We start from the raw sequence: 24,615 nt of genomic DNA, 5'->3' as shown, positions 1-24,615 counted from the left end.
GAGCAGGTTTTGGGACAATGCCATTAAAGCAAAGGGAATTTGCATCAGCTAAATCACAAAGACTGTATTGTTGTCCCGCAGCTGGGGATACTCCGTTGGTGGCCTGTGGTTAAACTGGGCAAAGTAGGCGGCCAAGGGTTCCGGTAAGGTCGGTAGGATGACTTGGGTATCTCCTTGGGCAATTTCCGGCCAGAGGGAGGATAGGGCTTGGGCGAGGGGCTTGGCCTCAGTTTCCGATAAATTAAAGGGCGGCAATGTCAGAAAGCGCACCATAAACCCCGCGCCGCGCTGAAGCATCCATTGGCGGGAGAGATCACTCAAGGTGGGATAGGCCTTCAGGGATTCAATGCGATAGGATTCCACGTCCACCTGCCAGCCCCCTTGGGGGTGTTCCTGCAAAATGAGACGACGATAGGGATGGGGATAGCTCACGAGGGAACCGGTCGTTAGGTCAAACACCCCCTGTTCATAGGCAATGTCTTGGACATGGAGATGTCCAGTTAAGACCAGCGCCACCCCCGCCGATCGCAACAAGTTCAATAGCTCTGCCCGATTCTCCAAGAGGTAGCGCTGCCCCATCGGACTTTGGCTCTGCTGTGGCCAGTGCTCAAGGACATTGTGGTGAATCATGACCAGGCGCAGTCCGGCAAAGGGTTCTGCCAATAGAGCCGCCAACCATGCCAACTGTCCTTGATCGACGACTCCCAACTGTTGTCCCGTTGGACTAAATTGGTTGGAGTTGAGGGCAACCAGTTGCAGATTTTCTGCAAGTAGGGCTTGGTAGTAATGCTTGCCAGGGTTGCCGTAGCCTGCATGGGCATACCACTGGGGAAAGTCAGCCCAGCCAATGCGGCAGTTGTCCCCTAGCGGTAGCGGCACATCGTGGTTCCCCGGAATCACATAACAGGGAACCGACAGTGTTTGTAAATAGGTACTCAGCCAGCGGTGGTTCGCCACTTCGCCATCCCGCGTCAGGTCACCGGGAATCAGCAGGGCATCAATGCCGAGTTCAAGGAGATGGGTGACGGCTGCTTCAAAGGCAGGGATACTAATTTCATACAGAAAAATAGGCGGGTAATCTGTCGGAATTGTCTCCGGCAGGGCAATGTGGGGATCACTGATAATGCCAAGCCGCACTGCCATTGCGCTTTCCTAGTGGCGGAAGTGTCGCTGGTTGGTAAAGACCATGGCAATTCCCGCTGCATTGGCCGCCTGGATAGATTCACTATCGCGCAAACTGCCCCCCGGTTGAATAATGGCAGCAATGCCGGCAAGGGCAGCCGCTTCCACAGAATCGGCAAAAGGGAAAAAGCCATCACTGGCCAGCACTCCCCCCCGCGCCGCCTCCCCCGCAGCACTGAGGGCAATTTCCACAGCACCGACCCGATTCATTTGACCCGCCCCAATCCCTTGGGTTTGGCGATCGCGACTGACAACAATGGCATTGGACTTGACGTGCTTCACGACTTTCCAGGCAAAGATCAGTTCCGCCATCAACTCTGGACTGGGTTCAGTGGCGGTGACCACCTGCCATGCCTCTGGATCAATGGGGAGGGGGTGAATCTCTTGGACAAGGAAGCCGCCGGCAATGGTTTGAATCGCCGTGGTTGGCGCCCTATGCAACTCAGGTAAGGTGAGAACCCGCATCTTGGGCTTGGTTTTCAGGATCGGCAGCGCCGCTTCCTCACAGGCGGGAGCCACCACACACTCTAAAAAGGTACGGGTCAAGGCTTCAGCAGTGGCCCCATCCAAGGGGCGATTGAGGGCAACAATGCCGCCAAAGGCAGAGACCCTATCGGCTGCAAAGGCACGTTCGTAGGCTTCCACAAGGGTTTTGCCCTCGGCAACGCCACAGGGATTGGTGTGTTTAATAATGACGGCAGCGGGGGGGCTGTCCCCTAGGAATTCACTAATCACTCCCCGTGCGGCTTCTAAATCCAGCAGGTTATTGTAACTGAGTTCTTTGCCCTGGAGCAGGTGGGCGGCTGCCCAACCCCTGGGGTGTGCCCCACAGACGTACCAAGAAGCCCGTTGATGGGGGTTTTCGCCATAGCGCAGGACTTGTTTTTGCCGTCCCGTGAGGTGAAAAACGGGGGGGAGAATTTCTGGTTCAGTACCCGCGGCCGTTACTTTTTGGAGATACTCAGCGATCGCCTGATCGTAATGGGCTGTCAGTGCAAACGCTTGTTGGGCACAGGCTAGGCGGAAGGCAGGTTGGGCGTCCCCGTATAATCGTAATTCCTGAAGGTAAGTTTCGTACTGACTCGGATCTACCAGCACTGTTACATGGGCATGGTTTTTCGCAGCAGCGCGAATCAAAGTCGGCCCGCCAATATCAATTTGCTCGATCGCCTCGGCAAGGGTGACGTTGGGTTGGGCAATTGTTTCGGCAAAGGGGTAGAGGTTAACAACCACTAAATCAATGGGATGAATGGCTTGGGCTTGCAGATCGGCCTCGTCTTGGGGGCGATCGCGCCGTGCCAAAATGCCGCCATGGATTTTCGGGTGCAGGGTCTTGACCCGCCCACCCAGAATTTCTGGTGCCCCTGTGTACTCAGAGACTGTTGTCACAGGAATCCCCGCGGTCTGCAAGGCCTTTGCGGTGCCACCACTACTCAGGAGCGTAAAGCCAAACTCCTGCACCAAGGCCCTAGCCAACTCCACCAGTCCCTGCTTATTACTGGTGCTGAGCAAGGCCATTCGCCCCATGCCTGCAATCCTCCTCGGCGACCAAGAACCCCTATTTTAGCGGAACATGCTGCTCACAGAGCTATCTTCATGGATTCGCCAAATGGTTTCTCCCAGAATACTAGCCACCGAGAGCACCGTGAGTTGGGGAAAGCGTTGGGTTTCCGGCACAGGAATCGTATTGGTGACAATCACCTCTTCAAAATCGCCCCCTTGGAGTCGCTCAATCGCCGGTGGCGAAAAGACAGCATGGGTGGCACAGGCATAGACTTCTTTGGCACCTTCGCGACGCAGGAGTCGCGCCCCCTCTAAAATGGTGCCGGCTGTATCAATCATGTCATCCACGAGTACCGCTGTTTTGCCCTTAACATCACCCACCACATTCATGACCTCAGCCACATTGTGGGCTTGGCGGCGCTTATCAATAATTGCTAGGGGGGCATCATCCAGCTTATTGGCAAAGGCACGGGCGCGGGCTACCCCACCCACATCCGGTGAGACCACCACAATATCCTCAAGATTTTTGCTGCGCAGGTAGTCCAGGAGCACGGGTGAACCATAGACGTGATCCACCGGAATGTCAAAGTAGCCTTGAATTTGGGCTGAGTGCAGGTCCATGGCCAGGACCCGACTGGCACCCGCTTGGGTAATCAGGTTGGCCACTAGTTTGGCGGTAATGGATTCGCGGCCTGCCGTCTTGCGATCGGCACGGGCATAGCCATAGTAGGGAATCACTGCAGTCACTTGACGAGCTGAGGCGCGGCGGCAAGCATCCACCATGATCAGCAGTTCCATCAGGTGGTCATTGACCGGTCGGCAACAGGGCTGAATCAGATAAACATCACAACCGCGAATCGATTCTTGAATCTGCACATAGAGCTCGCCATCGGCAAATCGCTTACGCACCATTGGGCCGAGATCAATACCAAGGTAGCGGGCAATTTCCTGAGCAAGGGCAATGTTGGCAGAACCCGAAAACAGCTTTAGACGACTATGATCAGAAGTGTGAGAGGGGGTCGTCGTGGGCAATGGCGCAGTGTGAATCACAGCATCTCCCCAAGATGGCGTGCGTTTTGATTTTGATCTTATCATTTCCAATTTCGGGAGCCACTCCCCTAGGATTGAATTTATAGCAAGAGGAAATTTTGAGGTCATCATCTTTACCAATGGCGCGATCGCAATTCCTACGATTGGGGGATGTTTTTTTGTCATCGATAGGGGTAGCTTGGTTATTCCTTTTACCTGCACTTTTGTTTCTGACAATTTTTGTTTTTTTGCCAATTTTGTACCTTGTCTATCTCAGTTTTACGACGGGTAGTTTTAGTCAAGAGGGGGTGCGTTGGGTTGGCCTGCAGAATTATCAACAGTTGCTCCTAAGTCCAGACTTTTGGCAGGTGATTGGCAACACTCTCTATTTCACAGTGGCAACGGTGCTACCGACGATGGTGCTCCCCCTACTCTTGGCGGTAGGTCTCAACCAAGGGATCAAGGGCCGAGATCTGCTCCGTACGGCCTACTTTTTACCCACTATGACCTCAATTGTGGCCGTAGGGTTAGGGTTTCGTTGGCTGTTTCAAACCGACGGCCCCGTGAATCAACTGGTACAAGCCTTTGGGGGGCAACCTATTGCTTGGCTCAGTGATCCCACCTGGGCGATGCCAGTGCTGATTTTGCTCAGTAGCTGGAAGCAGTTGGGATTTAATTTGGTCGTCTTTTTGGCGGGGTTGCAAACGATTCCCCGCGATCGCTATGAAGCCGCCCTCCTCGATGGCGCCAATGCTTGGCAACAATTTCGCTACATTACGTTGCCGGGGCTGCGACCCACTTTAGTTTTAGTGTTTGTAACAACAACGATTTTCACGTTACGCAGTTTTGAGCAAGTCTATGTGGTAACGGGTGGTGGCCCCCTGAATACAACAAACCTGCTGGTATTTTATATTTACCAACAGGCGTTTGGGTTATTTGACTTTGGCTATGCCGCTGCTGCAGCAACGCTACTTTTGGGGGTTACCCTTGGACTCCTCTGGCTACAATTGCGCACGCGCCAAGACCCCCATCTCTAGAGAGAGGAGCCAAGACCAGCATAAGCACCGTAGAAGAACAAGCCCACAATCACAATCACTCCCATGCCGGCCACTGTAGCCACAATCCAGAGGGGAATGCGTCCGCCTTCAGACATCATCAATTCCTCCTAAGCAGATTCAGTTATAGGTGAAGAAATTTAGTTAAAAAAGTAGCTTGAAAAGAGCAACGCAAGAACCAAGATCAGCAGCAACCCTAGGTACAGGGATGTGCGATTCAGTTCGACCGGCTGACGATTGGGATTCGGTTCCATGGGTGCACCCTCCTAACGTTGGATAAACTGCATTGCCGCGATCGCCCCGAGGAAGAAAATCGTGGGCACAGCAAGAGTGTGAACGGCCACCCAGCGGACCGTAAAAATTGGGTAAGAAACCGGTTCTTGATTGGGTGTGTTACTGGTCATGGCAATCCTACTTCAACTGTTCTAAGAAGGTTTCGACTTGTTGTTTGGCTTCAAAGCGATCGGTCACAAGAGGAATCGACCGCTGTTCCTGAGCATAGTAGCTATCGGGGCGTGGGGTGCCAAACACATCATAGGCCAAACCGGTGCTGACAAAGAGCCAGCCAGCAATGAACAACGCCGGAATGGTGATGCTATGAATCACCCAATAACGGACACTGGTAATAATGTCGGAAAATGGTCGTTCTCCTGTCGTTCCAGCCACGTTGCAATGCCTCCAAAGTGTCTAATGCTAAAAAAAGGAAACGGTACTCTCTATCATACAGCCTTTTTTCACAAGGATTGACGTTGGCCATCCGAAGCCCAAAGCTGTTCCCTCAGACGAGATGATGCCCTCTTTGAGGCTATAGGCCAGCTTTGGCGAGGTCAGTGAGCACTTCCCTAGCGCTCTGGTAGCGATCGCGAAAGTTATACTTGATCATTTTATTGATAATGGCAACAAACTGCGGTGAAAGATGCCGTCCCGGCTGCCAGATAAGATCCCCACTGTCGGGATCAGAGGGCAAATCCATCGGGGCAAGTCCCGTCAGACCTTCAACAATCACCATGCCCAAAGAGTAAATGTCACTGGCAATTACGGGTCGTCCTGCCATTTGTTCGCTAGGAGCATAACCACGGGTACCAATCGAGATCGTATATTTGCCATGCCGGAGCAAATCCTCTGGCTGGACATGGCGGACTGCGCCAAAGTCAATCAAAAACAGCTGTTGATCACTGCGGCGGCGTATGATGTTGGCGGGCTTAATGTCCCGATGCACGACGCCAAACTGATGCACGTACTGCAAAATTTCCAGAATACTCTTGAGAATCGCAATCGCTTCCCCTTGGGAGAGGGTAATTTTCTTTTCAAACTCCTCTTTGAGGGATTCGCCATCCACATACTCTTGGGTGAGATAGAAATATCCCCCCTCCTCAAAGTAGGCCAGTAGTCGAGGGATGCGCTGGTGCTGACCCAATTGGGCTAAGGTTTCTGCTTCCCGCTGAAAGAGGCGACGGGCAATGGCCAAAAAACGTTCATCCTTACGGGAGGGCACCAACTGCTTGACGACGCAAATCGGATGATCCGGCAGGTGTAAATCCGCAGCCAAGAACGTGCGCCCAAATCCCCCTTGCCCCAGTTGACTTAGGATTCGGTAGCGTCCGCCAACCGTTTGTGGCAGCGGTTCACTGGGTTCTGCGGTGATGTCAGAAATGGCAGTGGTTTTGGGTTCGGTGCCCATCGGTGTTGCCGTCTCTGTGGTTGGAGATGGAGGTGAGGGGACTGTCCTAGGGGGAATCGGGGTGGCATCCGCAGGCATCGAGGTCAAGGAGTCAGGGTGAGAGGGCTGTCTTTCCGGTTGCCCTCCCTTGGGGGCCTCTGGCGTTGACAATTGGCTTTCAGGCAAGTCTGCTCTGGTTGCAAATTGCGGCGGCGTTGCAGGGATCTCCGGTAGCGTTTCGGGGATGTGCCCATGGGTAACGGGATTTGAGATAACTTCTCCTGGACGAACGGACTCAGGCACCGACAATTGGGTTTCAGGCAAGTCCGCACTGGTTGTGAATTGAGTTGGTGGCGTCGAGGGCAGTTCTGGCGTGGTCGGTGGCTCTGGTAGCGTCAGTTGCGTTTCAGGCAAATCGAGACTGGGGACGCTAGGGGTCTGCGGCATTGTTCTCAAGGCTTCGGGAACCGGCAGTTGGGTTTCTGGTAAATCAGGGGGCAGTGGTGAGGGTATCCCTGAGGGGACTGTTGGCGGCGGGGCAGGAACCCCCACCTGGGTTTCAGGAAGATCAACGGGGGTGGGTTCAGGGGTTTTTGGCAATTCGGTGGCAGACGTTGCAGCGTCGTCAGGGTGAACCAGTAGGAAGGTTTCCCTCTCATTAATGGGTTGGGGTGGTGTCTCAGGAATTTCTGTGGGCGAAATTTGATCCACGATGGCGGTGAGGAGAGTGGGTGCTGTGGAGGATTTATCCCCAGGGGGTGGGGTGGGTTCAATGGGGGTGAAGGGAATTGCCGTTTCCGGTTGCAGGACCGTTGCGTTGGTATCCGTCTTTAGGCGAGAAACTTCCGTTGGCAAGACTTCGGAAATTTCCAAAATGGGGGCTGATTCAGCTGTCGTTGATTGACTAATGCCTTCAGTAATGAACTCCAAGGGAGTTGCGGAGGTTCCATTGGGGACAGCCGTTGGCGTAGAGGGGGTAGACATTGATTCGGCAGAACTTAAGGCACGGTAGCCAAGCATCAAAACTGCCCCACTGCCAAAGCTAATGAGAGGGGCCACTAGCGGAATCCAAGTCCCCTGTAAAAAGAGCACAAAGGTGAGGCCACTAAGACCCAGTCCCCCAGCAACCCATAGCGGCACCATCACCCAGCGGTGTCCTTTGGCGATGATCAAGGCACCGAGGCCAGACCAAGCGAGAATCCAAAGGGCGATCGCCTCCTGGGGCCATGTACCCATGGGGGAGCGATGATCAAGAGCTGCTGCTAGCAGATCTTCAAGGATAGCTGCTTGAACCACAACACCGGGGGTAAGGCGGTTGGTGTACTCCGGCAGGGTAATTGGGATCAAAAACTTATCGTTACTGCTGCTGCCAGTAAGGCCAATGAGTACGGCGCGATCGCGCACCTTGGAGGGCAGCACCTCACCCCTTAGCACTTCGCTCAGAGTCACTGTTTCATAGGGCTGGGTCGGGCGGGCATAGTTGATCAGGATTTGAAACCCGGCAGCGTCTAGGTTGTTGTAGCCTCCCCAGTTGCGAGTTAAGGACTGAAAGCGAGCCGTCCCCAACTCAAGGCGATTCTCAGTCACGGCTTGGGGATTAACCCCCAGAAAAAGACGCGCCAAGGCAAGGGCAAAGGATTGAGGGGTAGAACAGCGATCATTAGCTTCTGGTTGAGTTGCTAAAATAGCACGGCGCACCACGCTATCATCATCAATGGGAATGTCAGCAAATCCCACTTGATCATTTAGCAGTCCAGCGGGGGGGGCAATTCCAGGATCCCCTTCGCTTCCTGCCTTACAGACAATGACGGTGTTCGGCTGGGTCATCATCACCCGTCCGAGGGAGGGCAACCCATTGGTTGGCAATTTGAAGCGATCGGGAACCGGAAAATCGCGAAAAATATCAATGCCAATGACCCTGGGTTGATACTCCTGCAATTCATTGACCGCTTGAATGAGCACTTCGTCAGGAACGGGGTACTGCTTGAGGGTTTGAATGTCGGCCTCGGTAATCTCAACAATCAGCAGTCGCTGGGAAGTGGCGGGTGTCGATCGCCAGCGCAGCCATTGGTCATAGACTCTTAATTCCAAGGGTTGCAGAAAGCCACCCACCCGCAGGGCAAGGACACCAACCGTGGCGATCGCCGCTGCCATAACCACTGGTAAAGCACGTTTAAGAGGATCAGGGATGGAGATAGGGCTCATGGCACAATTGGGGCTCTTGCGCTGACGCTGAAAGATGCTAAAGGCAGTTTCGGTTCTATCCTGACCTACACTGCGGGCGATTGGCAAATTGAGGCGAACAACTCTTAACATCCTCCCCACGTCAGAGGGCAACATTATCCCCCTAGGTGGAAGAAAGTGAAAGGACTATAATCATTGAGGTATTGCTGAGCACAACAAGCCCTATGACGGAAACCCCCGATTCAACGACGACGTCCACCTCTTCAGAAAGTACAACAGCAGCGGCACGTCAACTGCTGGGCATGAAGGGTGCCAAAAGCGGTGAGACCAATATCTGGAAAATTCGCCTGCAATTGATGAAGCCGATTACATGGATTCCCCTCATTTGGGGGGTGGTCTGTGGTGCGGCCTCCTCGGGGGGATTTACATGGAGTCTGGAGGATATTCTCAAGGCAGCCACCTGTATGCTCCTGTCGGGGCCTTTGATGGCTGGCTATACGCAAACGCTCAACGATTACTACGATCGCGAGATTGATGCCATCAATGAACCCTACCGTCCCATTCCTTCGGGAGCCATTTCCCTTAATCAAGTGCGTGCCCAAATTATTTTCCTTTTGGTTGCGGGTTTGACTCTAGCGGTTCTACTCGATCTATGGTCTGACCATGCCACGTTCCCGGTGACCAAAATTGCCTTACTGGGCGGCTTTCTGGCCTATATTTACTCTGCACCGCCCCTGAAACTGAAAAAGAATGGTTGGCTGGGAAATTATGCCCTCGGGGCAAGCTACATTGCCTTACCGTGGTGGGCAGGTCACGCCCTTTTTGGTGAATTGACGCCAACGATTGTGATCTTGACCTTGATTTACAGTCTGGCGGGCTTGGGGATTGCCATTGTCAATGACTTCAAAAGTGTTGAGGGCGATCGCCAACTGGGTTTGGCGTCTCTACCTGTGATGTTTGGCATTACCACGGCAGCTTGGATTTGTGTCCTGATGATTGACATTTTCCAGTTGGGGATTGCGGGCTACCTGATGGCGATCCATGCCAATCTTTATGCGGTGCTGCTGATTTTGCTGATTATTCCCCAAATTGTCTTTCAGGATATGTACTTCCTGCGGGATCCCCTAAAAAACGATGTGAAGTACCAAGCCAGTGCTCAACCCTTTCTCGTCTTAGGGATGCTAGTAGTGGGTTTAGCCCTTGGGCATACGCTGGTGTAGTTGGGGGGCATGACGACATCGCTAACCTTCAAGGTCGAAAAGGGGGGCAATCGCCTCGATACATTCCTTGCCCAACAGCATCCTGAGTTCTCGCGATCGCGCTGGCAGCAGTTGATCCAACAGGGGCACGTCCGCCTGAATGGCCAAGTTTGCGATCGCAAAAATCAGCCCCTCAGTGGTGGTGAGGTACTGGAGGTCGTGCTCCCTACGCCAGAGCCATTGGATTTAGTCCCTGAACCCCTACCCCTGAGTATTCTCTATGAGGATGAGGAGTTACTGATTCTCAATAAACCCGTGGACTTAGTGGTGCATCCTGCCCCCGGTCATAGCCACGGTACGCTCGTTCACGGCTTATTGGCCCATTGTCCTGATTTGACCGGCATTGGCGGTGTCCAGCGGCCAGGGATTGTGCATCGCCTCGACAAAGACACCTCTGGGGTGATGGTTGTTGCTAAAACCGAGTTTGCCCTACACCATCTGCAACAACAATTGAAAACACGGCAAATGCAGCGCCACTACCTTGGTGTTGTCTATGGCCAGCCCCGTGAGGACCGTGGAACCGTCATCACCCCCCTGGGTCGTCACCCAGTGGATCGCAAAAAGATGGCGGTGGTGCCCCCTGAAAAAGGCCGCACTGCCATTACCCATTGGTACGTAAAGGAGCGCTTTCGCCACTGTGCGCTTGTGGAGTTTCGCCTAGAAACGGGGCGCACCCATCAAATCCGCGTCCATGCCGCCCATTTAGGTTGGCCGCTGTTGGGGGATCCCCTCTATGGCCGCGGCAGCCCCCTAAAAGTAAAGCTTCCTGGCCAAGCTCTCCATGCCTATCGCTTACAATTGCAGCATCCCCGTAGTGGCCAAGAGATTGTGGCGATCGCTCCTTTACCAGATCACTTAGAAAGGTTACTACAGCGATTGCGCCAGCAGACTGTTTAAGTTTTTAAGTTGGATGGAGCTAAGCGGATTCGAACCGCTGACCCCTTCAATGCCATTGAAGTGCTCTACCAACTGAGCTATAGCCCCGAATCAGCAGACTTCTATCATCACCCAAAGGACTGACCTTTGTCAACTGCTAGTACAAAGCAAACCCCTCCTCGGAAGCACTAGCCAAGTTTTCCCCTTCCCTGTGCTGGCGCGATCGCCCTGCCGATCAAAGGAAGCATGAAGCAGCCAGTGTATAGTGAGTGTGAGTGCTGAGCAGGTAGGACTTTGGGATTCGCATTGTCCCCTTGCAGTTGACACGGGTACTGATGAATCGCGATCGCTCTCCCCTCAATCCAAGGCTGACCTATGCGGGTGTGCTGCGACAAGTCTCCCCAGAAATGGGGCAGTTTTGGCTCTCCCAAGAGGATGTGACGATTATTGGCCGTGATCCCAATACCTGTCATATTGTCCTTGACGCTCACATCTATACCTCTGTTTCTCGCCACCATGCCCAACTCACCTGTCAAAAGCGGGGCGCGATTCCCGTGTGGGCGATCGCTGACCTGGGGAGTGTCAATGGTACCTATGTCAATCAACAGCGGGTGGAGACCTTAACGGTGCTGAATGCGGGCGATCGCATTCAATTAGGGCGCCAAGGACCCGAATTTGTCCTCGAATACCTCCCCCTCACCGAAGTCGTGAGCACCCAGCCGGATCCACCCCTCACCCTCACCCAACTTCTGCCCGTTTTTGCGGTTCATCCCGACTGGGTACGCAAAGCCTATCTAGCTCCGGGGATGGTTACTGTTGTTGCGGTCATCCTCCTCTTTGCCACCGCTGGCTCCCCCGATGCCTTCAAAGTCATCTTGGCGCTCTACTTAGGGAGTGCTGCCTATTACTTCATCTATCAACTCTGTGGCAAACCCAAACCGATATGGGTTTTACTTGGCACGTTGACGCTGGAAATTTTAATTCTCCAAAGCCCAATTTTGCCAGCGATGATCTATCTCTTCCGCACAGTCTTATCCGCTCAACGGCTTCCCCCCCATCCTTCATTTTGGGTGTTATTCAGCCGTAACTTTATTGGTGCCGGGTTAATGGAAGAGCTACTCAAGGCCTTACCCATTGTTGTGGCCTACGGCTTGGGGCGATGGCTCCCTCGCCCCTGGAAACAAAAGGTGGGGGTATGGGAACCCCTAGATGGCATTCTTTTGGGAGCGGCTGCCGGCCTCGGTTTTACCTGGACAGAAACCCTTGGGCAGTACGTCCCCAGTATTGCGGGTCAATTTGGTGATTTAGCCGGTTTGCAAGTGCTCATTCCGCGGGTGTTGGGGTCATTGACGGGGCATATGGCCTACACGGGCTATTTAGGCTATTGTGTGGGGCTGAGTGTCTTGCGACCCCGTCGCGCTGCCTTGATTTTAACCGTTGGCCTTGGTCTTGCCGCCGGCCTCCACGCCCTTTGGAACACGGCTGCTGCCCGTTTTGGCCCGATGGGTTTGGCAGTGGTGGGGAGTGTCGCCTATGTCTTTCTCACTGCTGCTATTTTGAAAGCACGTCAACTGTCTCCCACGCGATCGCAGAACTTTGCCACTCGCTTTTATGGGTACCGTTAGGCCAACGGCCTGCCGCTTCTTCAATAGAGTCAATAGATTTAAGACTCAAGAGCATTCGGTATCAATCTTTAACCAAGGCAACAAAGTTGCGCAGCAATTGCAGACCCACAGCGCCGGACTTTTCGGGGTGAAATTGACAAGCAAATAGGTTGTTGCGGGCGATCGCTGCCGTGACCGTTTGCTGACCATGGCACACCGTTGCGGCCACTAATGACGGATCCTCAGGGGCAACAAAGTAGGAGTGGACAAAATAAACCCAAGGGCTCGGGGGTAGATGTTGCCAAAGGGGAGAGGCAGATGGCCTCAAGGTCAGTTGGTTCCAGCCCATGTGGGGAATTGTAAGGCCAGGTTCAGACTGAAAGCGTTTGACTTTACCTGCAAAAATGCCAAGACCAGGTTCTGTTCCTTCTTCACTACATTCAAAGAGCACTTGGAGACCAAGGCAAATCCCCAAAAAGGGCATCCCCTGCTCAATGATCTGCTCAATGACGGGTACCAATTCTCGCTCTTGAAGCCGAGCCATGGCGGGATCAAAGGCCCCAACGCCGGGAAGTACCACGGCATCCGCTGCGAAAATCTCCGCGGGGCGATCGCTAATGAGGGGCCTCGCGCCGACGACCTCAAGGGCTTTGCTGACGGAGTGCAGATTTCCCATATCATAGTCAATGATGGCGATCGCTGGTGCGCTCACAGGCGATTTCCCCAAAAGTAACCCTACCTAATTCTACAGGGGGGTTCACCACCGCTTCCCTTGCACCCCCACAATGGCACCTTCCTAAAGGACAAAGCCAGCAATGCCAACCCCCACCATCCAATCAAAATAGGGGGACTGGAAGGGGACAACCCGCCCGCCGGCGATCGTGCCACTGACATTGGTAACCGCGTCATTTTGGCTAAAAATCCGACGGGCACCCATGGGAACCTCTCCTTGCCGATGTTTAGCAATCCCATAAAGGCCGTAGCTATTGGTCAGCAGTTCCAGGGGAGCGATCGCCACCATCGGTCGCCCGCGCCCTACCTCCACAGTCTGATATTGACTTTCTCAAAATCCTTTTAGGATATGATTCGGCTCATCTCGGTTGCCAGAGCAACAGCCAAGGAGTGGGAAGACAGCCCTGGTCTAAAACTATGGAATACAAAGGGGATGTAAATCAATCTGCCCTCTAGTGATTCTTAGAATTTTGAGCCTGTTTCGTCCCGGGGAAAAGGGCTGTACTATGAACCCTGAAGTGCTCAAAAGTGGCTAAGCAGGCGTCTGCCGATGACAACCATTCCCCTTCGGACGCCTGAGGATGGGGTTGAGGACTGCAAACGGGTTGACCCCCTACTTAGCTTCGCACAGTATCAACCGCCTGTGCCAGCTGATAGGGGGCAAGGATTGCCCAGCGATTTAGAGCCTTTAAAGAAGGATGCCACATTGTCTGTATTAATTCTGTATTAATATTGTCCGTATTAATCGTGTATTAATGGCCAGTCTTAAGCGTCATGGTGTCAGCGATGCCGTCCCTTAAGGAAGTAATTGGCAGTTAGTTGGGTTAATTTTCTATTAACGATTGGTTGAATAGTTCTGCATGACAACTGACACTCGCCTAGAATACGATTCCCTCGGTGCCGTTGAGGTGCCTGCGGACTGCTATTGGGGTGCTCAGACGGCGCGTTCCCTCAAGCACTTTGCCATTGGCAGTCAGCGAATGCCCCTAGCGGTGATCCATGCCATGGCACGGCTCAAAAAGGCGGCGGCGATCGCCAACCGTGATTTAGGAGTTTTAGACCCTGAGAAAGCCAAATGGATCATTCAAGCCGCCGATGAAGTTATTGCCGGACAGTGGGATGATCAGTTTCCCCTCGCCATCTGGCAGACGGGTAGCGGCACCCAAACGAATATGAATGTCAATGAGGTCATTGCTAACCGTGCCATTGAGCTGGCGGGAGGCGTTAAGGGGAGCAAAAGCCCCATCCATCCCAACGATCATGTGAATTGTAGCCAGTCCTCCAATGACACCTTTCCCACGGCCATGCATGTTGCCACAGTCCTTGCCCTACAGGAGCGCCTGCTGCCAACGCTACGCCATCTCTTGACGGTCTTGCAGGAAAAAGCGGCTGCCTTTGCAGAGATTATCAAAATTGGCCGTACCCATTTAATGGATGCCGTTCCCTTGACCCTAGGCCAGGAATTCAGCGGTTACGCCAGTCAAATTGCGGCCGCTCAAGCCCATATTGAATATGCCCTGCAGCATCTGTATCCCCTTGCCATTGGCGCTACAGCGGTGGGGACGGGGTTGAATGCACCCGCTGGTTTTGGCGATCGCGTGGCAGCAGAATTAGCGCAAATGACGGGGTATCCCTTTCGTAAAGCTGAAAACCCCTTTGCCGCCTTGGCAGCCCACGATCCCCTAGTGATGCTCAGTGGTGCTCTAAAAACCCTGGCTGCCGCCCTGATGAAAATCGCCAACGATATTCGTTGGTTGGGATCGGGACCGCGTTGTGGTCTGGGGGAATTGAGGTTACCCGCCAATGAACCGGGGTCATCAATTATGCCCGGCAAGGTGAACCCCACCCAATGCGAAGCCTTAACGATGGTGTGTGTGCAGGTGATGGGCAACGATGCAGCCGTGGGAATAGCGGGCAGTCAAGGAAATTTTGAGTTAAATGTCTATAAGCCCTTGATCATTTACAATGTGCTGCAATCTATTGCCCTTCTGAGTGATGCAGCTCAATCGTTTACCGACCATTGCTTAGTGGGAGTTGAGCCCAATCGGCAGCAAATTCAAGCCTATGTGGAGCGATCGCTCATGTTGGTGACGGCTCTCAATCCCCACATAGGCTACGACAAGGCGGCGGCAGTCGCGAAAAAGGCCTACAGTGAGGGTAAAACCCTCAAGGAAGCAGCTGTGGAATTGGGCTATCTCACTGCTGAGGAGTTTGACCGCTGGGTACGACTAGAGCTGATGCTTGGCGAAAAGGGCACCAGTTGACCCCGCAGGGATTGCTGCCAAAAGGGGGTGTTACGGGCGCGCGATCGCAGGCTTTGGTGCGTGACTGTCCAAGTAGCGCTGGGATCAAAGAGAACAAAGTTACGACTGTGGGGTTCTAGGCGGGGGGGCTCAATGCCCAAAATACGCGCTGGTGCCGTGCTGAGGGCGTGCCAAAGCTCGAGGGCACTCAGGTACTCCTTGGCAACCAGTTCCTGCCACAGAGCCGGTAGGGCTAATTCAAGGCCAATGGCGCCGGGGAGGGCCTCGGCAAAGGAAACCATTTTTTCTTCGTAGAGCAGGGGGGTGTGGTCAATGGCGATCGCCTCAATGATCCCGGTTTTGATTCCTTCAATCAACGCTTGGCGATCGCTGGCCGTTCCTAGGGGTGGGTCAAGGCGGAGATTCGGATCATAGTTGGCTAAATCCTCAACCTCAAAAAGTAGATGCAGCCAAGACACACTGGCACTCACCTGTTCGGGTTTGCCCTGAGCGAGAATCTCGACACTGCGAGCAGTGGACAGGCGCATGAGGTGAATCGGTGTTGAGACCGTGCGTGCCAATTCCAAAATCGCCAATAGGGGAATGGTTTCACAGCAGACCGGTTGCTCCACCAATCCTAGACGCGTGGCGACCCCACTTTGCCGCGCCACACCACTGGCCGCCAAGGCCGAGTCAAAGGGCCAAAGGGCAACGGGTTTTTCCAGGGGCTGGACATAGGTCAGTGCCCGCTGTAGCAAGGGCCAATGGGTCAATCCGCGGTCATCACAAAAACCAACCACACCACTGGCCGCCAGTTCCGCTAAATTCGTTAGGGCTGCTCCCTTGCATCCTTGGGTGAGTGCCCCCCAAACCCGTACCTGTGACCAGGCGGTGGGGGGTATTTGCCGTTGTAGTGCTTGCCAAGGGGCAGGATCATCGATCACGGGTTCCGTGGTGGGCAATAGGTTTAAATACTGCACTCCCCCGGCAGCAGCAGCGGCCAAAAGGCTGTCTAGGGTTTCTCGTGCCTCGTAACCCGGCTGACCACTGTGGCTGTAGAGATCCACCAGAGGCGGTGCCAAAACCCAGTCTGAGGCATCAATCACTTCGGCAGCCGGAGGAATCTCTGCGGGGGCGATCGCCACCAGTTGATCCTCTTCTAGGAGAACATCTGCGTGTTGATCTTGGCGGTTGACGGGATCCAGCAGCCGCACCTGTTGCAACAATCGCCACACCATCCCCTATAGCGCTCCCGCCGCCGTCCGATCCAGTACCCCTCCCAAATGGGTGGTGATATTCACTGCCTGCAAGCGCGGCAGACCCCCCTTGAGGGGATAGTCAATCACCGTGACACTGCCATTGCCCTGCTTAAAGAGCCAGAAGTTTTCAATGCCAAGACCAACAATGTGGCAGAGCAACACCTTATTGGTGGCATCGTGGGCCACAACCAAGACATTGTGGGGAGTGGGAGCATTAGTTTTCCAGCGCTTCAGCCAGAGTTCCCAGGCTTTGACCACGCGATCGCGCACCTGCTCGAGGTTTTCGCCATTGGGCATTTGCACTAGGGCTGGTGTTGTCCGCCAACGTTCCAGTTCACCGGGGTAGGCCGCCTCCACCTCAGGTTCAAACTTGCCCTCCCAGTCCCCATGGCTAATCTCTGCAAGGGCTGGCTCTAACTCCAGCTGCACATGGGGGTGATACTGCAAAATCGCCAAGGCCGTATCCTTGGGACGCAGCAGGGGACTGCTCACGGCATGGTGGAAGGGGACATCCTTGAGAAACTCAGCCACCGCCGCTGCTTGGGCACGGCCATTTTCATTGAGGGGCACATCAATTTGCCCTTGGAAGCGTCCTTCGCGGTTCCAGTCCGTTTCACCGTGGCGGACAAGAAAGACCCGCAGCGTTTGTTCCTTGAAGCGGGGCTGTGGAAAAGGATCATTAAGATGGCTAGTGAGATTGAGCGCTTCCAGTTGAGCAGGTTGCCGCAGGCCATTGCTGAAATTTAAGACACTAATGCCACCATTGGCCTGCTGGAGCCGCAGGTAACCCTTGACCCCCAAGCCGAGGCCCGTGCAGATCAGGGCACGGTTCATGCCACTGTGACCCACAATGACAATCGTTTCATTGGCGTGAGCCGCTAGCAGCGTTTCCAAGACCATGCCCGCGCGATCGTAGAGATCCAGTAGCGGGAAAAACTCCTTCGTTTGGCCACTTTCTGTGGTGATTTTCATCATCAAGGTTTCTGGGGCTTCCTGCCAGCGGCGATAGTCCTCTGGGAACTGTGCCTTCACTTCGGCAAAGGGGAGATCTTCCCAAGCTGGCAGGGCAATCTCTTTGAGGAGATCAAGGGCATGGGGTGGCTTGAGTTCGGGGTTTTGGAGCTGAGCATGGATAACCTCTGCGGTTTCCTGTGCCCGTTTCAGGGGACTGGTGTAAATTTTGCGAATAGGAATACCCCGCAGCGCTAGACCCACCTGGGCTGCCATCCAACGACCCCGCTCCGTGAGCAACGAGGCATCACTGTGACCTTGCACCCGCTCTTGGACATTAAACGTGCTTTCACCGTGGCGGACAATAATGACTCGGGTACTCAGAGGTTTCTCCTTAGCGATTGACAGACAACAAACTTGGCCATCCCACTGTGCCATAAAGACTGTACCAGAAACCGCGGCGTTGGGAGCGAAAGATTCAGGAATCGGCGCCCCTCATCTCCTTGAAGATCAAACCAACATTAAAAAACCGACCGCGGGCGCGATCGGCACATATTAAAGACCTATTTAGTGATCGGTCAGAGGCTACTTCTTGGTGATCCGAGGGGGCTCACGAAAGAAGATGGCAAAGAAGAACAGCGCAATAATGCAGGCAAAGATGAAAACGTAGGTGATGGTTTCCATAGTAGTCCCCTAGGAATGACTAAACAGCTTCCTTGCGGCGAGTGGTGACATCGCCCACTTTTTGGTAGAAGCCCCATTCCACTTGCTCCGGCGACAGTTCTGGATCAATCCCAGAGAAGACATCGCGGAACAGGGTACGGGCACCGTGCCAAATGTGACCAAAGAAGAAGAGCAAGGCAAACACCGCATGGGCAAAGGTGAACCAGCCACGGGGACTGGTGCGGAAAATCCCGTCGGAGTTCAGCGTTTCCGTATCGAATTCGAAGATCTCACCGAAGATGGCCTTACGGGCATAGCTCTTGACGGTGGGTGGATCGGTGAAGGTTTGGCCGTTTAATTCACCACCGTAGAAGCTGACGGTAACCCCCTGTTGCTCAAAGCTATACTTCGACTCCGCACGCCGGAAGGGAATGTCGGCTTTGACAACGCCATTCTTATCGGTGAGGATGACGGGGAAGCTTTCAAAGAAGGCAGGCATCCGACGGACAAAGAGTTCTTCACCCTCTTTGTTGCGGAAGACGGCATGGCCTTTCCAAGCTTGGGCAATTCCATCCCCTTTATTCATCGGGCCAGTACGGAACAGACCCCCTTTAGCGGGGTTATTGCCAATGTAATCGTAGAAGGCCAGTTTCTCTGGAATAGCCGACCAAGCCTCTTCCAGGGTGGCGCCACTGGCGAGGGAGGCCTGCACGCGCCGGTTAATTTCCTGTTGGAAGTAGCTACTATCCCACTGATAGCGAGTTGGCCCAAAGAGTTCAATGGGTGTGGTGGCACTGCCATACCACATCGTGCCAGCAACGACAAAGGCAGCAAAGAAGACGGCAGCAATACTGCTGGAGAGCACGGTTTCGATATTCCCCATGCGCAGAGCTTTGTAAAGCCGCTGGGGTGGACGCACCAGTATGTGAAAGAGACCAGCAATAATACCGACAATGCCTGCGGCGATATGGTGAGCCACAACACCACCGGGGTTGTAGGGGTTAAAGCCATCGGGTCCCCATTCGGGGGCAACAGGCTGGACACTGCCCGTCAAGCCGTAGGGGTCAGAAACCCACATTCCAGGGCCAAAGAGACCCGTCAGGTGAAAAGCGCCAAAGCCAAAGCAGAGCAGACCCGCAAGGAAGAGGTGAATCCCGAACATTTTCGGCAAATCGAGGGCAGGCTCACCGGTGCGAGGATCACGGAAGAGTTCGAGATCCCAATAGACCCAATGCCAACAGGCCGCCAAGAATAACAGACCCGACAGGACGATGTGGGCTAGGGCAACCCCCTCAAAGCTCCAAAAGCCGGGGTCAATCCCCGTTTCGCCAGTAATGCTCCAACCGCTCCAAGACCCCGTGACCCCCAACCGTGCCATAAAGGGCAGCACAAACATTCCCTGCCGCCACATTGGGTTGAGAACGGGATCACTGGGATCAAAAGTAGCAAGCTCATAAAGAGCCATCGACCCTGCCCAACCGGCGACCAGTGCCGTGTGCATCAGGTGGGCCGCAATCAACCGCCCTGGATCATTGATCAGGACAGTGTGGACTCGGTACCAGGGTAGTCCCATTGACTACGCTCCTCCTATACAAAAATTTAGCGTTTGCATGAACAAATTTTATTAAGCAGCCGGATCACGGTAACAACCGCTTCCCTACTAAGAGTTTAACGGCCAATTTACCCGTAACTTCAGCTACGGTTGGGCAGTTTTTCTGCCAAAATGAGAATGTATTAAGAATGGTAACTAGCGTAGGTTCCTATGGCAAGCAAAGCTGAATTCGTGGGCACAAATATTAAGTTTGTTAACGAAAACAAAGAAATTGTTGCTGCCAACGGTGCGAATCTGCGCTTAAAAGCAATGGAAGCGGGGGTTGACCTCTACACCCTTAAGGGCAAGCTCTTTAATTGTGGGGGCTATGGGCAGTGTGGCACCTGTATTGTTGAGATTGTTGAAGGCATGGAACACCTCTCACCCCGTACCCCCGTGGAAGAGCGCAAGCTCCGCCGCAAGCCCGAGAATTATCGTTTGGCTTGTCAAACCCTTGTCTATGGGCCAGTGTCTGTGAAGACAAAGCCAAAGGGCTAGGTCATCAAACAACCGTTTTCAGAGTTTGTAGGACACTCGCAGCCTGCTCTAACCACCTGAGCAACTGAGCATCATCAATGCTAGGGCGGATCCGGAGGAGGTCTTGAAGGCAGTCAGGCGATCGCCCCGTTGCCCTCTGCCATCCTTGAAGGAGTTCAGAATCTTGAGGTAGATGGTGGGGACGGGTGGCAAGGCCGAGTTGCCGAGCTAAGTCGTAGCGAAAGCGATCTTGAAGCTGTTCTAGGACAAACTGCCGCTGCTGTGCCCGCTGAAGAACCCCTGCGAGGGCTTCAATATAGGCAGCACTATTACTGGTGACCGGTTCCTTTTCCAGCAGAGGTGGCCCAAAACGCTGACTTTGCTGCCATAGCAAAAAGAGGAGCAAGAGGCCAAACTGCAACCCCACCGCCAACCAAGGGGTGCGACTGAAGTACTCGAAGAGGGTTTGCGGTACCCTCTCCCTAAGCGCATCCTCTGCAGTGGGTTGGCGGTAGCCGTGGAGCCATTCATCAAAGTATAGTGTTGTTCCCGGTTCGGCCACCTCCTGCAAGAGCTGAGCGACAACCGCAAAGTTGGCAAGACCTGTTTCACTGCCATAGGCATTGGCCACCAACCAGGGATAGACGCCAAGGATGCGCTGTTCATGGTTATGGGGAGTATGAGAGTGTCTGAGATAGACAATCAAACCGTAATCATCCTTGAGGAGGGAGCGATCGCCCTGCCGGAAAGGCATGCGGCGGCGGGTTTCAATCAAGACAGTTCCCTGGGGCATTGAGAGCCGTGTCTCAAAGGGGGCTGCTGTGGGTTCACCGTGCCCGTAAAAGCGCACCAGCGTATTGCCCTGAGCCAGCCACGCCACCAGGGACGGTGGCCAACCGATGGGACGACCACTGATTTGAATGAGAATGTGCCCTTTGCCCTTGAGGTTGCTATAGTGATGCTGCCAGCGCTCCACTCGCAACCCCTGCTGCTTTAAGTAGGTATAAAACTGCTGCGTGCCCCAAGGGGAGGAATCAAAGGAGGAGCCAGCACGGCGACTGGGAGCCACCGCCGCAATCAGGAGGCCGATCACCAACAGCACCAGGACAGCGAAGCCAAGGAAAAACCCCTGCCGACGCTTGAGCGCGATCATTGCTGGGTCTCCTGCAGGAAGGGTTCCACCTCAAAATAGGCTGCTTGACAGCTGGCTAGGGTTTGGGCATCCACTGGCTCGGCGCCATAGTAAGTGCGACTGTGAACTTGAAAGAGGTGCTGGATGCTCCGCCCTACCGTTGGCGATCGCTCCCCCAGTTGAAAGAGCCGCTGCAATTCCCTCAGGTAGTCGTCATTGGTCCAGTGGGTCTGCAGCCGCAGCCAGCCTGCCGCCTGCAACCGATACAGCAAGGCCATGTAAAGGGCCCGGCAGGCCCCCCTATAGTCCCCCGCCCATTCTAGGTTTTGGGCAAGTTCCAGCCATTCCCGCACGGGTCGGGGTCGCTCGCCAAGGGTAGAAAGTGCTGTTGGTGAGGAGGAGCGGGATCGTCGTTGCCACCATCGCCAGAGGCTGCGTCCTAGGAAATAGAGGCCTCCGCCGAGGCCCATCAGCAAGACCCCCTGAAGGAACCAGCGCAGCCATGCCTCTAGGGAGGGGGAGTCTTGCCAAAATGGCTCCGTTTGCTGGCGGAAGAGTTGGAGAAAGGTGTACTCAAGGGTTTCACGCACTTGTTGCCACTGGCGATCGCTCTGCCAGCGCAAATTATCGAAAAAGGTCACCGCCGCTAGACCAGTCTACGCCTCCGATTGTCGCACAAAGAGCACGGGACACTCGGCATAGACCCGGACATAGTCAGAAAGGGAGGTGCCCAAAAGGCGATCCAAGTCGGGTAAACTGCGAGCGATCGAGGGCCGCCGATCCGGGGAACCCAGAACCAGGAGATCGGCATTGGTATCAGCAGCAATGCGGCAGATTTCTTCAGCGGGTTTGCCGGTGGTCAGGACACACTGGTATTCCACACCCCGCTGCTTAGCTACCGTTGCAGCTTCGGCAAGAAGCGGGTCTTTTTCGGCAGCACTGCTGGGGGTATCGGCATGACCCTTGAGGTCGGGATTGACGTGGGCAAGAATGAGTTTGCCGCCCTTGACCCCCTCTATGAGGCGCACTGCTAAGTCCAAGGAGGCTTTGGCTGCAGCAGAATTATTGAGTGCCACCATGATGCGGTTGATTTTCTTGACGTAGATGTCATCGCGCACAAGGAGCATCGGCCGCGAAGACAGTTGAAACACATACTGACTCACGGAGTTTTCGAGAATGGATTGCAGGCGCTTGAGTCCCCGCGATCCCATAATGATCAAGTCAGCATTGATTTCATCGGCCACGTGGAGCACTGTATCCTTGGGATCGCCCTCCCGCAGCATAGTATTGACGCTAATGACGGGGTCAAGGTGCAGTCGGGCAACAGCTTCCGCTAGGAGTTTGGCACCGGCTTGACGTTGTTCGGCCATCTCCTCGGCAGTAATTTTCGGTGGAATCACGTGCAAAACCGTGACGGCAGCCCGTTGAATCGCTGGCAACTCCATCAGCGACTTGAGCATTTGTTCGGATTGTCCAGTTCCTGAGTCTGCCAATAGAATATTTTCAATCATAAATCTTAAACTCCCAAAGCTGGTGAGCATCACGGCACGGAGGGCCCCTAGGACGATCTTAGGCTGGGGTAGGAGCTTCTTGGGGGAACGCTACAAATCTTAGGCATTGGCTAGAGGAGCGATCGCTGGTGGTGCTTTTGATACACTAGGCAAGAGGCCGTTCAAGGAAGCCCTATGCCGCGATCGCAACGGAACGACAATTTTATTGACAAAACCTTTACGGTCATGGCTGACCTCATTCTCAAGGTCTTGCCCACCAGTTCACAGTCAAAAACTGCCTTTGCCTATTATCGCGATGGTATGTCTGCCCAAGCGGATGGGGAATATGCAGAGGCGCTGGAGAACTACCAGGCCGCCCTAGAACTAGAGGAAGACCCCACCGATCGCAGCTACATTCTCTACAATATTGGCCTGATCCATGCCAGCAATGGCGAGCATGAAAAAGCCCTAGAGTATTACCACCAAGCCCTTGAACTCAATCCTCGCATGCCCCAAGCCCTCAATAATATCGCAGTGATCTACCACTACTTGGGGACCCAGGCAGAAGAGCAGCAGCGTTTGGAGGAGGCTGAACAATTCTTTGATCGTGCCGCTGACTATTGGAAGCGGGCAATTCAACTGGCGCCCAATAACTATATTGAGGCGCAGAACTGGCTGAAAACCACTGGCCGCTCCAATATCGATGTGTATTTCTAAAAACGTCTCGGAATTCTAAAGGAGCACCAATGACAACCAAAGTCATTACTGCAGAGGATGTGCGCAAGGTGGCTCATTTAGCTCGCCTCGCCATTGATGAAAGTGAAATTGAAGCACTGACACAGCAACTAGATAGCATCCTCGACTATGTTAATCAACTGAGTGAACTGGATGTTACGGAGGTACCGCCAACAACGCGAGCCATTGAGGTGAGTAATGTGACCCGTCCTGATGTGTTGGCACCTTGGCCAAATCGGGAGGACTTGCTAGCGATCGCCCCCGAGCGCGAGGATGACTTTTTCCGTGTGCCCAAAATCATGTAAGGCATCAGTCTGTGCGGCGGCGTCAATCCCACCCTTTGCAACTGGACTTATTTCCCTTCCTCTCGATCTTGGCCTGTACCATTGGCACCTTGATCCTACTGGTGGTGGTCATCAGTGCCAGTGGCCTTGGGCGAGAACGCAGCAATGTGCAAATTTTGGCACGGGAAAATGCCCAAAACGGGGAACGTACCCCTCACTACTTAGAGTGCCGTCGCGAGGGGGTGATCATTCATCCCCAAAAGGTGCTTGTGCCCAAAGCAGACCTGGACCAGCCCACCTCCACCTTGGGTATTTTGTTGGCTAATCTACGTCGTCAGGGCGATCGCGAGTACATTATCATTGCCGTTCGCCCCGATGGCTTTGACTGCTTTGAGGAGGTGCGCTACCAAGCGGAACAAGCAGGAGTGGCTCTGGGCTATGAACCCTTTAATGCCGAGTGGAAACTGTGCGTGCCTGCTCCGGGGCAGGGCAATTGCTCCTAAGGCTGACCGAGCCAATGAGTCTCAAGCCCCGTCTTTCTGGGACGGCTTTGTATGAGAACACAGGTAGTCCTGACCCAGCCGGTTCAAAAATACTCCAAAAATAAATAGCAACGTTGAAAGTCCTTGAAGAGTTGAGAACAGAAATCGGGGAAGCGCAAGCAAGGCAATGGTATCCATCTATCCTTGAGTGCAAAAAACAACGC

26 protein-coding genes and 1 tRNA gene are annotated in these 24,615 nt (G+C 54.1%); 9 read left to right on the top strand and 18 right to left on the bottom strand.

Going from position 1 to position 24,615, the window contains the following annotated elements; genetic code table 11:
* Positions 1-48 precede the first annotated feature (48 nt).
* From TLL_RS07860 to TLL_RS07850, 3 genes are read right to left on the bottom strand one after another with little or no spacing between them, the layout of a single operon-like run.
* On the bottom strand, positions 49-1,143 hold the full coding sequence (locus TLL_RS07860) for a metallophosphoesterase family protein (protein WP_011057388.1): 1,095 nt from the start codon (positions 1,141-1,143) through the stop codon (positions 49-51).
* 9 nt (positions 1,144-1,152) lie between these two features.
* Complete coding sequence (purH, locus tag TLL_RS07855; protein ID WP_011057387.1) at positions 1,153-2,709, bottom strand: bifunctional phosphoribosylaminoimidazolecarboxamide formyltransferase/IMP cyclohydrolase; 1,557 nt, start codon at positions 2,707-2,709, stop codon at positions 1,153-1,155.
* Between the two features lie 36 nt (positions 2,710-2,745).
* Complete coding sequence (locus tag TLL_RS07850; RefSeq protein WP_164920893.1) at positions 2,746-3,780, bottom strand: ribose-phosphate pyrophosphokinase; 1,035 nt, start codon at positions 3,778-3,780, stop codon at positions 2,746-2,748.
* Between the two features lie 74 nt (positions 3,781-3,854).
* On the opposite strand from TLL_RS07850, the gene TLL_RS07845 reads away from it, so the two are divergent.
* The gene (locus tag TLL_RS07845) at positions 3,855-4,751 is read left to right on the top strand and encodes a carbohydrate ABC transporter permease (protein WP_011057385.1); all 897 of its coding nucleotides are present in this window, start codon (positions 3,855-3,857) and stop codon (positions 4,749-4,751) included.
* Here TLL_RS07845 and TLL_RS07840 read toward each other — a convergent pair.
* From TLL_RS07840 to TLL_RS07820, 5 genes are all read right to left on the bottom strand, one after another.
* The gene (locus tag TLL_RS07840) at positions 4,748-4,867 is read right to left on the bottom strand and encodes a photosystem II reaction center protein J (protein ID WP_071823295.1); all 120 of its coding nucleotides are present in this window, start codon (positions 4,865-4,867) and stop codon (positions 4,748-4,750) included. The genes TLL_RS07845 and TLL_RS07840 overlap by 4 nt on opposite strands.
* Positions 4,868-4,909: 42 nt before the next feature.
* Complete coding sequence (locus TLL_RS07835; RefSeq protein WP_011057383.1) at positions 4,910-5,023, bottom strand: photosystem II reaction center protein L; 114 nt, start codon at positions 5,021-5,023, stop codon at positions 4,910-4,912.
* A 12-nt stretch (positions 5,024-5,035) separates the two neighbouring features.
* Positions 5,036-5,173, bottom strand: a complete 138-nt coding sequence (gene psbF, locus TLL_RS07830) for a cytochrome b559 subunit beta (protein ID WP_011057382.1) — start codon at positions 5,171-5,173, stop codon at positions 5,036-5,038.
* 7 nt (positions 5,174-5,180) lie between these two features.
* Positions 5,181-5,435, bottom strand: coding sequence for a cytochrome b559 subunit alpha (gene psbE / locus TLL_RS07825; protein ID WP_011057381.1), 255 nt, complete (start codon positions 5,433-5,435; stop codon positions 5,181-5,183).
* A gap of 139 nt (positions 5,436-5,574) precedes the next feature.
* Positions 5,575-8,634, bottom strand: coding sequence for a CHASE2 domain-containing serine/threonine-protein kinase (locus TLL_RS07820; protein WP_164920892.1), 3,060 nt, complete (start codon positions 8,632-8,634; stop codon positions 5,575-5,577).
* A gap of 203 nt (positions 8,635-8,837) precedes the next feature.
* On the opposite strand from TLL_RS07820, the gene chlG reads away from it, so the two are divergent.
* Both chlG and TLL_RS07810 read left to right on the top strand, forming a co-directional pair.
* On the top strand, positions 8,838-9,833 hold the full coding sequence (gene chlG, locus TLL_RS07815; RefSeq protein ID WP_164920891.1) for a chlorophyll synthase ChlG: 996 nt from the start codon (positions 8,838-8,840) through the stop codon (positions 9,831-9,833).
* Between the two features lie 9 nt (positions 9,834-9,842).
* A complete protein-coding gene (locus tag TLL_RS07810; protein WP_011057378.1) occupies positions 9,843-10,769 on the top strand; it encodes an RluA family pseudouridine synthase in 927 nt (308 codons plus the stop codon).
* A 14-nt stretch (positions 10,770-10,783) separates the two neighbouring features.
* Here the strand turns inward: TLL_RS07810 and TLL_RS07805 are convergent.
* Positions 10,784-10,856 (bottom strand) — tRNA-Ala (locus TLL_RS07805).
* A 206-nt stretch (positions 10,857-11,062) separates the two neighbouring features.
* Here TLL_RS07805 and TLL_RS07800 point away from each other — a divergent pair.
* Positions 11,063-12,373, top strand: a complete 1,311-nt coding sequence (locus TLL_RS07800; protein WP_231833749.1) for a PrsW family glutamic-type intramembrane protease — start codon at positions 11,063-11,065, stop codon at positions 12,371-12,373.
* A gap of 61 nt (positions 12,374-12,434) precedes the next feature.
* On the opposite strand, the gene hisH is transcribed toward TLL_RS07800, so the two are convergent.
* Both hisH and TLL_RS07790 read right to left on the bottom strand, forming a co-directional pair.
* A complete protein-coding gene (gene hisH / locus TLL_RS07795) occupies positions 12,435-13,064 on the bottom strand; it encodes an imidazole glycerol phosphate synthase subunit HisH (protein WP_011057376.1) in 630 nt (209 codons plus the stop codon).
* A gap of 84 nt (positions 13,065-13,148) precedes the next feature.
* Complete coding sequence (locus TLL_RS07790; RefSeq protein WP_011057375.1) at positions 13,149-13,397, bottom strand: transporter; 249 nt, start codon at positions 13,395-13,397, stop codon at positions 13,149-13,151.
* 547 nt (positions 13,398-13,944) lie between these two features.
* Here TLL_RS07790 and fumC point away from each other — a divergent pair.
* Positions 13,945-15,348, top strand: coding sequence for a class II fumarate hydratase (fumC, locus tag TLL_RS07785; protein ID WP_011057374.1), 1,404 nt, complete (start codon positions 13,945-13,947; stop codon positions 15,346-15,348).
* On the opposite strand, the gene TLL_RS07780 is transcribed toward fumC, so the two are convergent.
* From TLL_RS07780 to psbB, 4 genes are all read right to left on the bottom strand, one after another.
* On the bottom strand, positions 15,276-16,565 hold the full coding sequence (locus TLL_RS07780; protein WP_011057373.1) for a dihydroorotase: 1,290 nt from the start codon (positions 16,563-16,565) through the stop codon (positions 15,276-15,278). The two genes, fumC and TLL_RS07780, sit on opposite strands and share 73 nt — an antisense overlap.
* Before the next feature lie 3 nt (positions 16,566-16,568).
* Positions 16,569-17,975 (bottom strand): histidine phosphatase family protein, encoded by a 1,407-nt coding sequence (locus TLL_RS07775; protein WP_011057372.1) that lies wholly within the window; start codon positions 17,973-17,975, stop codon positions 16,569-16,571.
* A gap of 147 nt (positions 17,976-18,122) precedes the next feature.
* Positions 18,123-18,221: a photosystem II reaction center protein T gene (locus TLL_RS07770; RefSeq protein ID WP_011057371.1), complete on the bottom strand. Its 99-nt coding sequence runs from the start codon at positions 18,219-18,221 to the stop codon at positions 18,123-18,125.
* Positions 18,222-18,240: 19 nt separating this feature from the next.
* Entirely contained in the window at positions 18,241-19,773 is a 1,533-nt protein-coding gene (gene psbB, locus TLL_RS07765; RefSeq protein WP_011057370.1) for a photosystem II chlorophyll-binding protein CP47, read from the bottom strand.
* 189 nt (positions 19,774-19,962) lie between these two features.
* Here psbB and TLL_RS07760 point away from each other — a divergent pair, with 189 nt between their 5' ends.
* Positions 19,963-20,289: a 2Fe-2S iron-sulfur cluster-binding protein gene (locus TLL_RS07760; protein WP_011057369.1), complete on the top strand. Its 327-nt coding sequence runs from the start codon at positions 19,963-19,965 to the stop codon at positions 20,287-20,289.
* Positions 20,290-20,293: 4 nt separating this feature from the next.
* Here the strand turns inward: TLL_RS07760 and TLL_RS07755 are convergent, their stop codons facing one another.
* From TLL_RS07755 to TLL_RS07745, 3 genes are read right to left on the bottom strand one after another with little or no spacing between them, the layout of a single operon-like run.
* Positions 20,294-21,421: a DUF4350 domain-containing protein gene (locus TLL_RS07755; RefSeq protein WP_011057368.1), complete on the bottom strand. Its 1,128-nt coding sequence runs from the start codon at positions 21,419-21,421 to the stop codon at positions 20,294-20,296.
* Positions 21,418-22,041: a DUF4129 domain-containing protein gene (locus TLL_RS07750; RefSeq protein WP_011057367.1), complete on the bottom strand. Its 624-nt coding sequence runs from the start codon at positions 22,039-22,041 to the stop codon at positions 21,418-21,420. Before TLL_RS07750 ends, TLL_RS07755 begins: the two co-directional genes overlap by 4 nt.
* Positions 22,042-22,056: 15 nt before the next feature.
* Positions 22,057-22,911: a universal stress protein gene (locus TLL_RS07745; RefSeq protein ID WP_164920890.1), complete on the bottom strand. Its 855-nt coding sequence runs from the start codon at positions 22,909-22,911 to the stop codon at positions 22,057-22,059.
* A 174-nt stretch (positions 22,912-23,085) separates the two neighbouring features.
* On the opposite strand from TLL_RS07745, the gene TLL_RS07740 reads away from it, so the two are divergent.
* From TLL_RS07740 to TLL_RS07730, 3 genes are read left to right on the top strand one after another with little or no spacing between them, the layout of a single operon-like run.
* Entirely contained in the window at positions 23,086-23,607 is a 522-nt protein-coding gene (locus TLL_RS07740; protein WP_011057365.1) for a photosystem I assembly protein Ycf3, read from the top strand.
* A 29-nt stretch (positions 23,608-23,636) separates the two neighbouring features.
* Positions 23,637-23,930 (top strand): Asp-tRNA(Asn)/Glu-tRNA(Gln) amidotransferase subunit GatC, encoded by a 294-nt coding sequence (gatC, locus tag TLL_RS07735; RefSeq protein WP_011057364.1) that lies wholly within the window; start codon positions 23,637-23,639, stop codon positions 23,928-23,930.
* 11 nt (positions 23,931-23,941) lie between these two features.
* Positions 23,942-24,412 carry a hypothetical protein gene (locus TLL_RS07730; protein ID WP_011057363.1) on the top strand — a complete coding sequence of 157 codons (471 nt, stop codon included), beginning with the start codon at positions 23,942-23,944 and terminating at the stop codon, positions 24,410-24,412.
* The last annotated feature ends 203 nt before the right edge of the window (positions 24,413-24,615 follow it).

Origin of the sequence: Thermosynechococcus vestitus BP-1 (assembly GCF_000011345.1) — a bacterium.
GTDB classification, from domain to species: Bacteria; Cyanobacteriota; Cyanobacteriia; order Thermosynechococcales; family Thermosynechococcaceae; genus Thermosynechococcus; species Thermosynechococcus vestitus.
This window is presented reverse-complemented; position numbering and strand designations above follow the sequence as displayed.

Coding starts and splice junctions, on each gene's coding strand:
- TLL_RS07860 (WP_011057388.1), bottom strand. CDS start 1,143: ATGGCAGTGCGGCTTGGCATTATCAGTGATCCCCACATTGCCCTGCCG.
- purH (WP_011057387.1), bottom strand. CDS start 2,709: ATGGGGCGAATGGCCTTGCTCAGCACCAGTAATAAGCAGGGACTGGTG.
- TLL_RS07850 (WP_164920893.1), bottom strand. CDS start 3,780: ATGATAAGATCAAAATCAAAACGCACGCCATCTTGGGGAGATGCTGTG.
- TLL_RS07845 (WP_011057385.1), top strand. CDS start 3,855: ATGGCGCGATCGCAATTCCTACGATTGGGGGATGTTTTTTTGTCATCG.
- TLL_RS07840 (WP_071823295.1), bottom strand. CDS start 4,867: ATGTCTGAAGGCGGACGCATTCCCCTCTGGATTGTGGCTACAGTGGCC.
- TLL_RS07835 (WP_011057383.1), bottom strand. CDS start 5,023: ATGGAACCGAATCCCAATCGTCAGCCGGTCGAACTGAATCGCACATCC.
- psbF (WP_011057382.1), bottom strand. CDS start 5,173: ATGACCAGTAACACACCCAATCAAGAACCGGTTTCTTACCCAATTTTT.
- TLL_RS07820 (WP_164920892.1), bottom strand. CDS start 8,634: ATGAGCCCTATCTCCATCCCTGATCCTCTTAAACGTGCTTTACCAGTG.
- chlG (WP_164920891.1), top strand. CDS start 8,838: ATGACGGAAACCCCCGATTCAACGACGACGTCCACCTCTTCAGAAAGT.
- TLL_RS07810 (WP_011057378.1), top strand. CDS start 9,843: ATGACGACATCGCTAACCTTCAAGGTCGAAAAGGGGGGCAATCGCCTC.
- fumC (WP_011057374.1), top strand. CDS start 13,945: ATGACAACTGACACTCGCCTAGAATACGATTCCCTCGGTGCCGTTGAG.
- TLL_RS07780 (WP_011057373.1), bottom strand. CDS start 16,565: ATGGTGTGGCGATTGTTGCAACAGGTGCGGCTGCTGGATCCCGTCAAC.
- TLL_RS07775 (WP_011057372.1), bottom strand. CDS start 17,975: ATGGCACAGTGGGATGGCCAAGTTTGTTGTCTGTCAATCGCTAAGGAG.
- TLL_RS07770 (WP_011057371.1), bottom strand. CDS start 18,221: ATGGAAACCATCACCTACGTTTTCATCTTTGCCTGCATTATTGCGCTG.
- psbB (WP_011057370.1), bottom strand. CDS start 19,773: ATGGGACTACCCTGGTACCGAGTCCACACTGTCCTGATCAATGATCCA.
- TLL_RS07760 (WP_011057369.1), top strand. CDS start 19,963: ATGGCAAGCAAAGCTGAATTCGTGGGCACAAATATTAAGTTTGTTAAC.
- TLL_RS07755 (WP_011057368.1), bottom strand. CDS start 21,421: ATGATCGCGCTCAAGCGTCGGCAGGGGTTTTTCCTTGGCTTCGCTGTC.
- TLL_RS07745 (WP_164920890.1), bottom strand. CDS start 22,911: ATGATTGAAAATATTCTATTGGCAGACTCAGGAACTGGACAATCCGAA.
- TLL_RS07740 (WP_011057365.1), top strand. CDS start 23,086: ATGCCGCGATCGCAACGGAACGACAATTTTATTGACAAAACCTTTACG.
- gatC (WP_011057364.1), top strand. CDS start 23,637: ATGACAACCAAAGTCATTACTGCAGAGGATGTGCGCAAGGTGGCTCAT.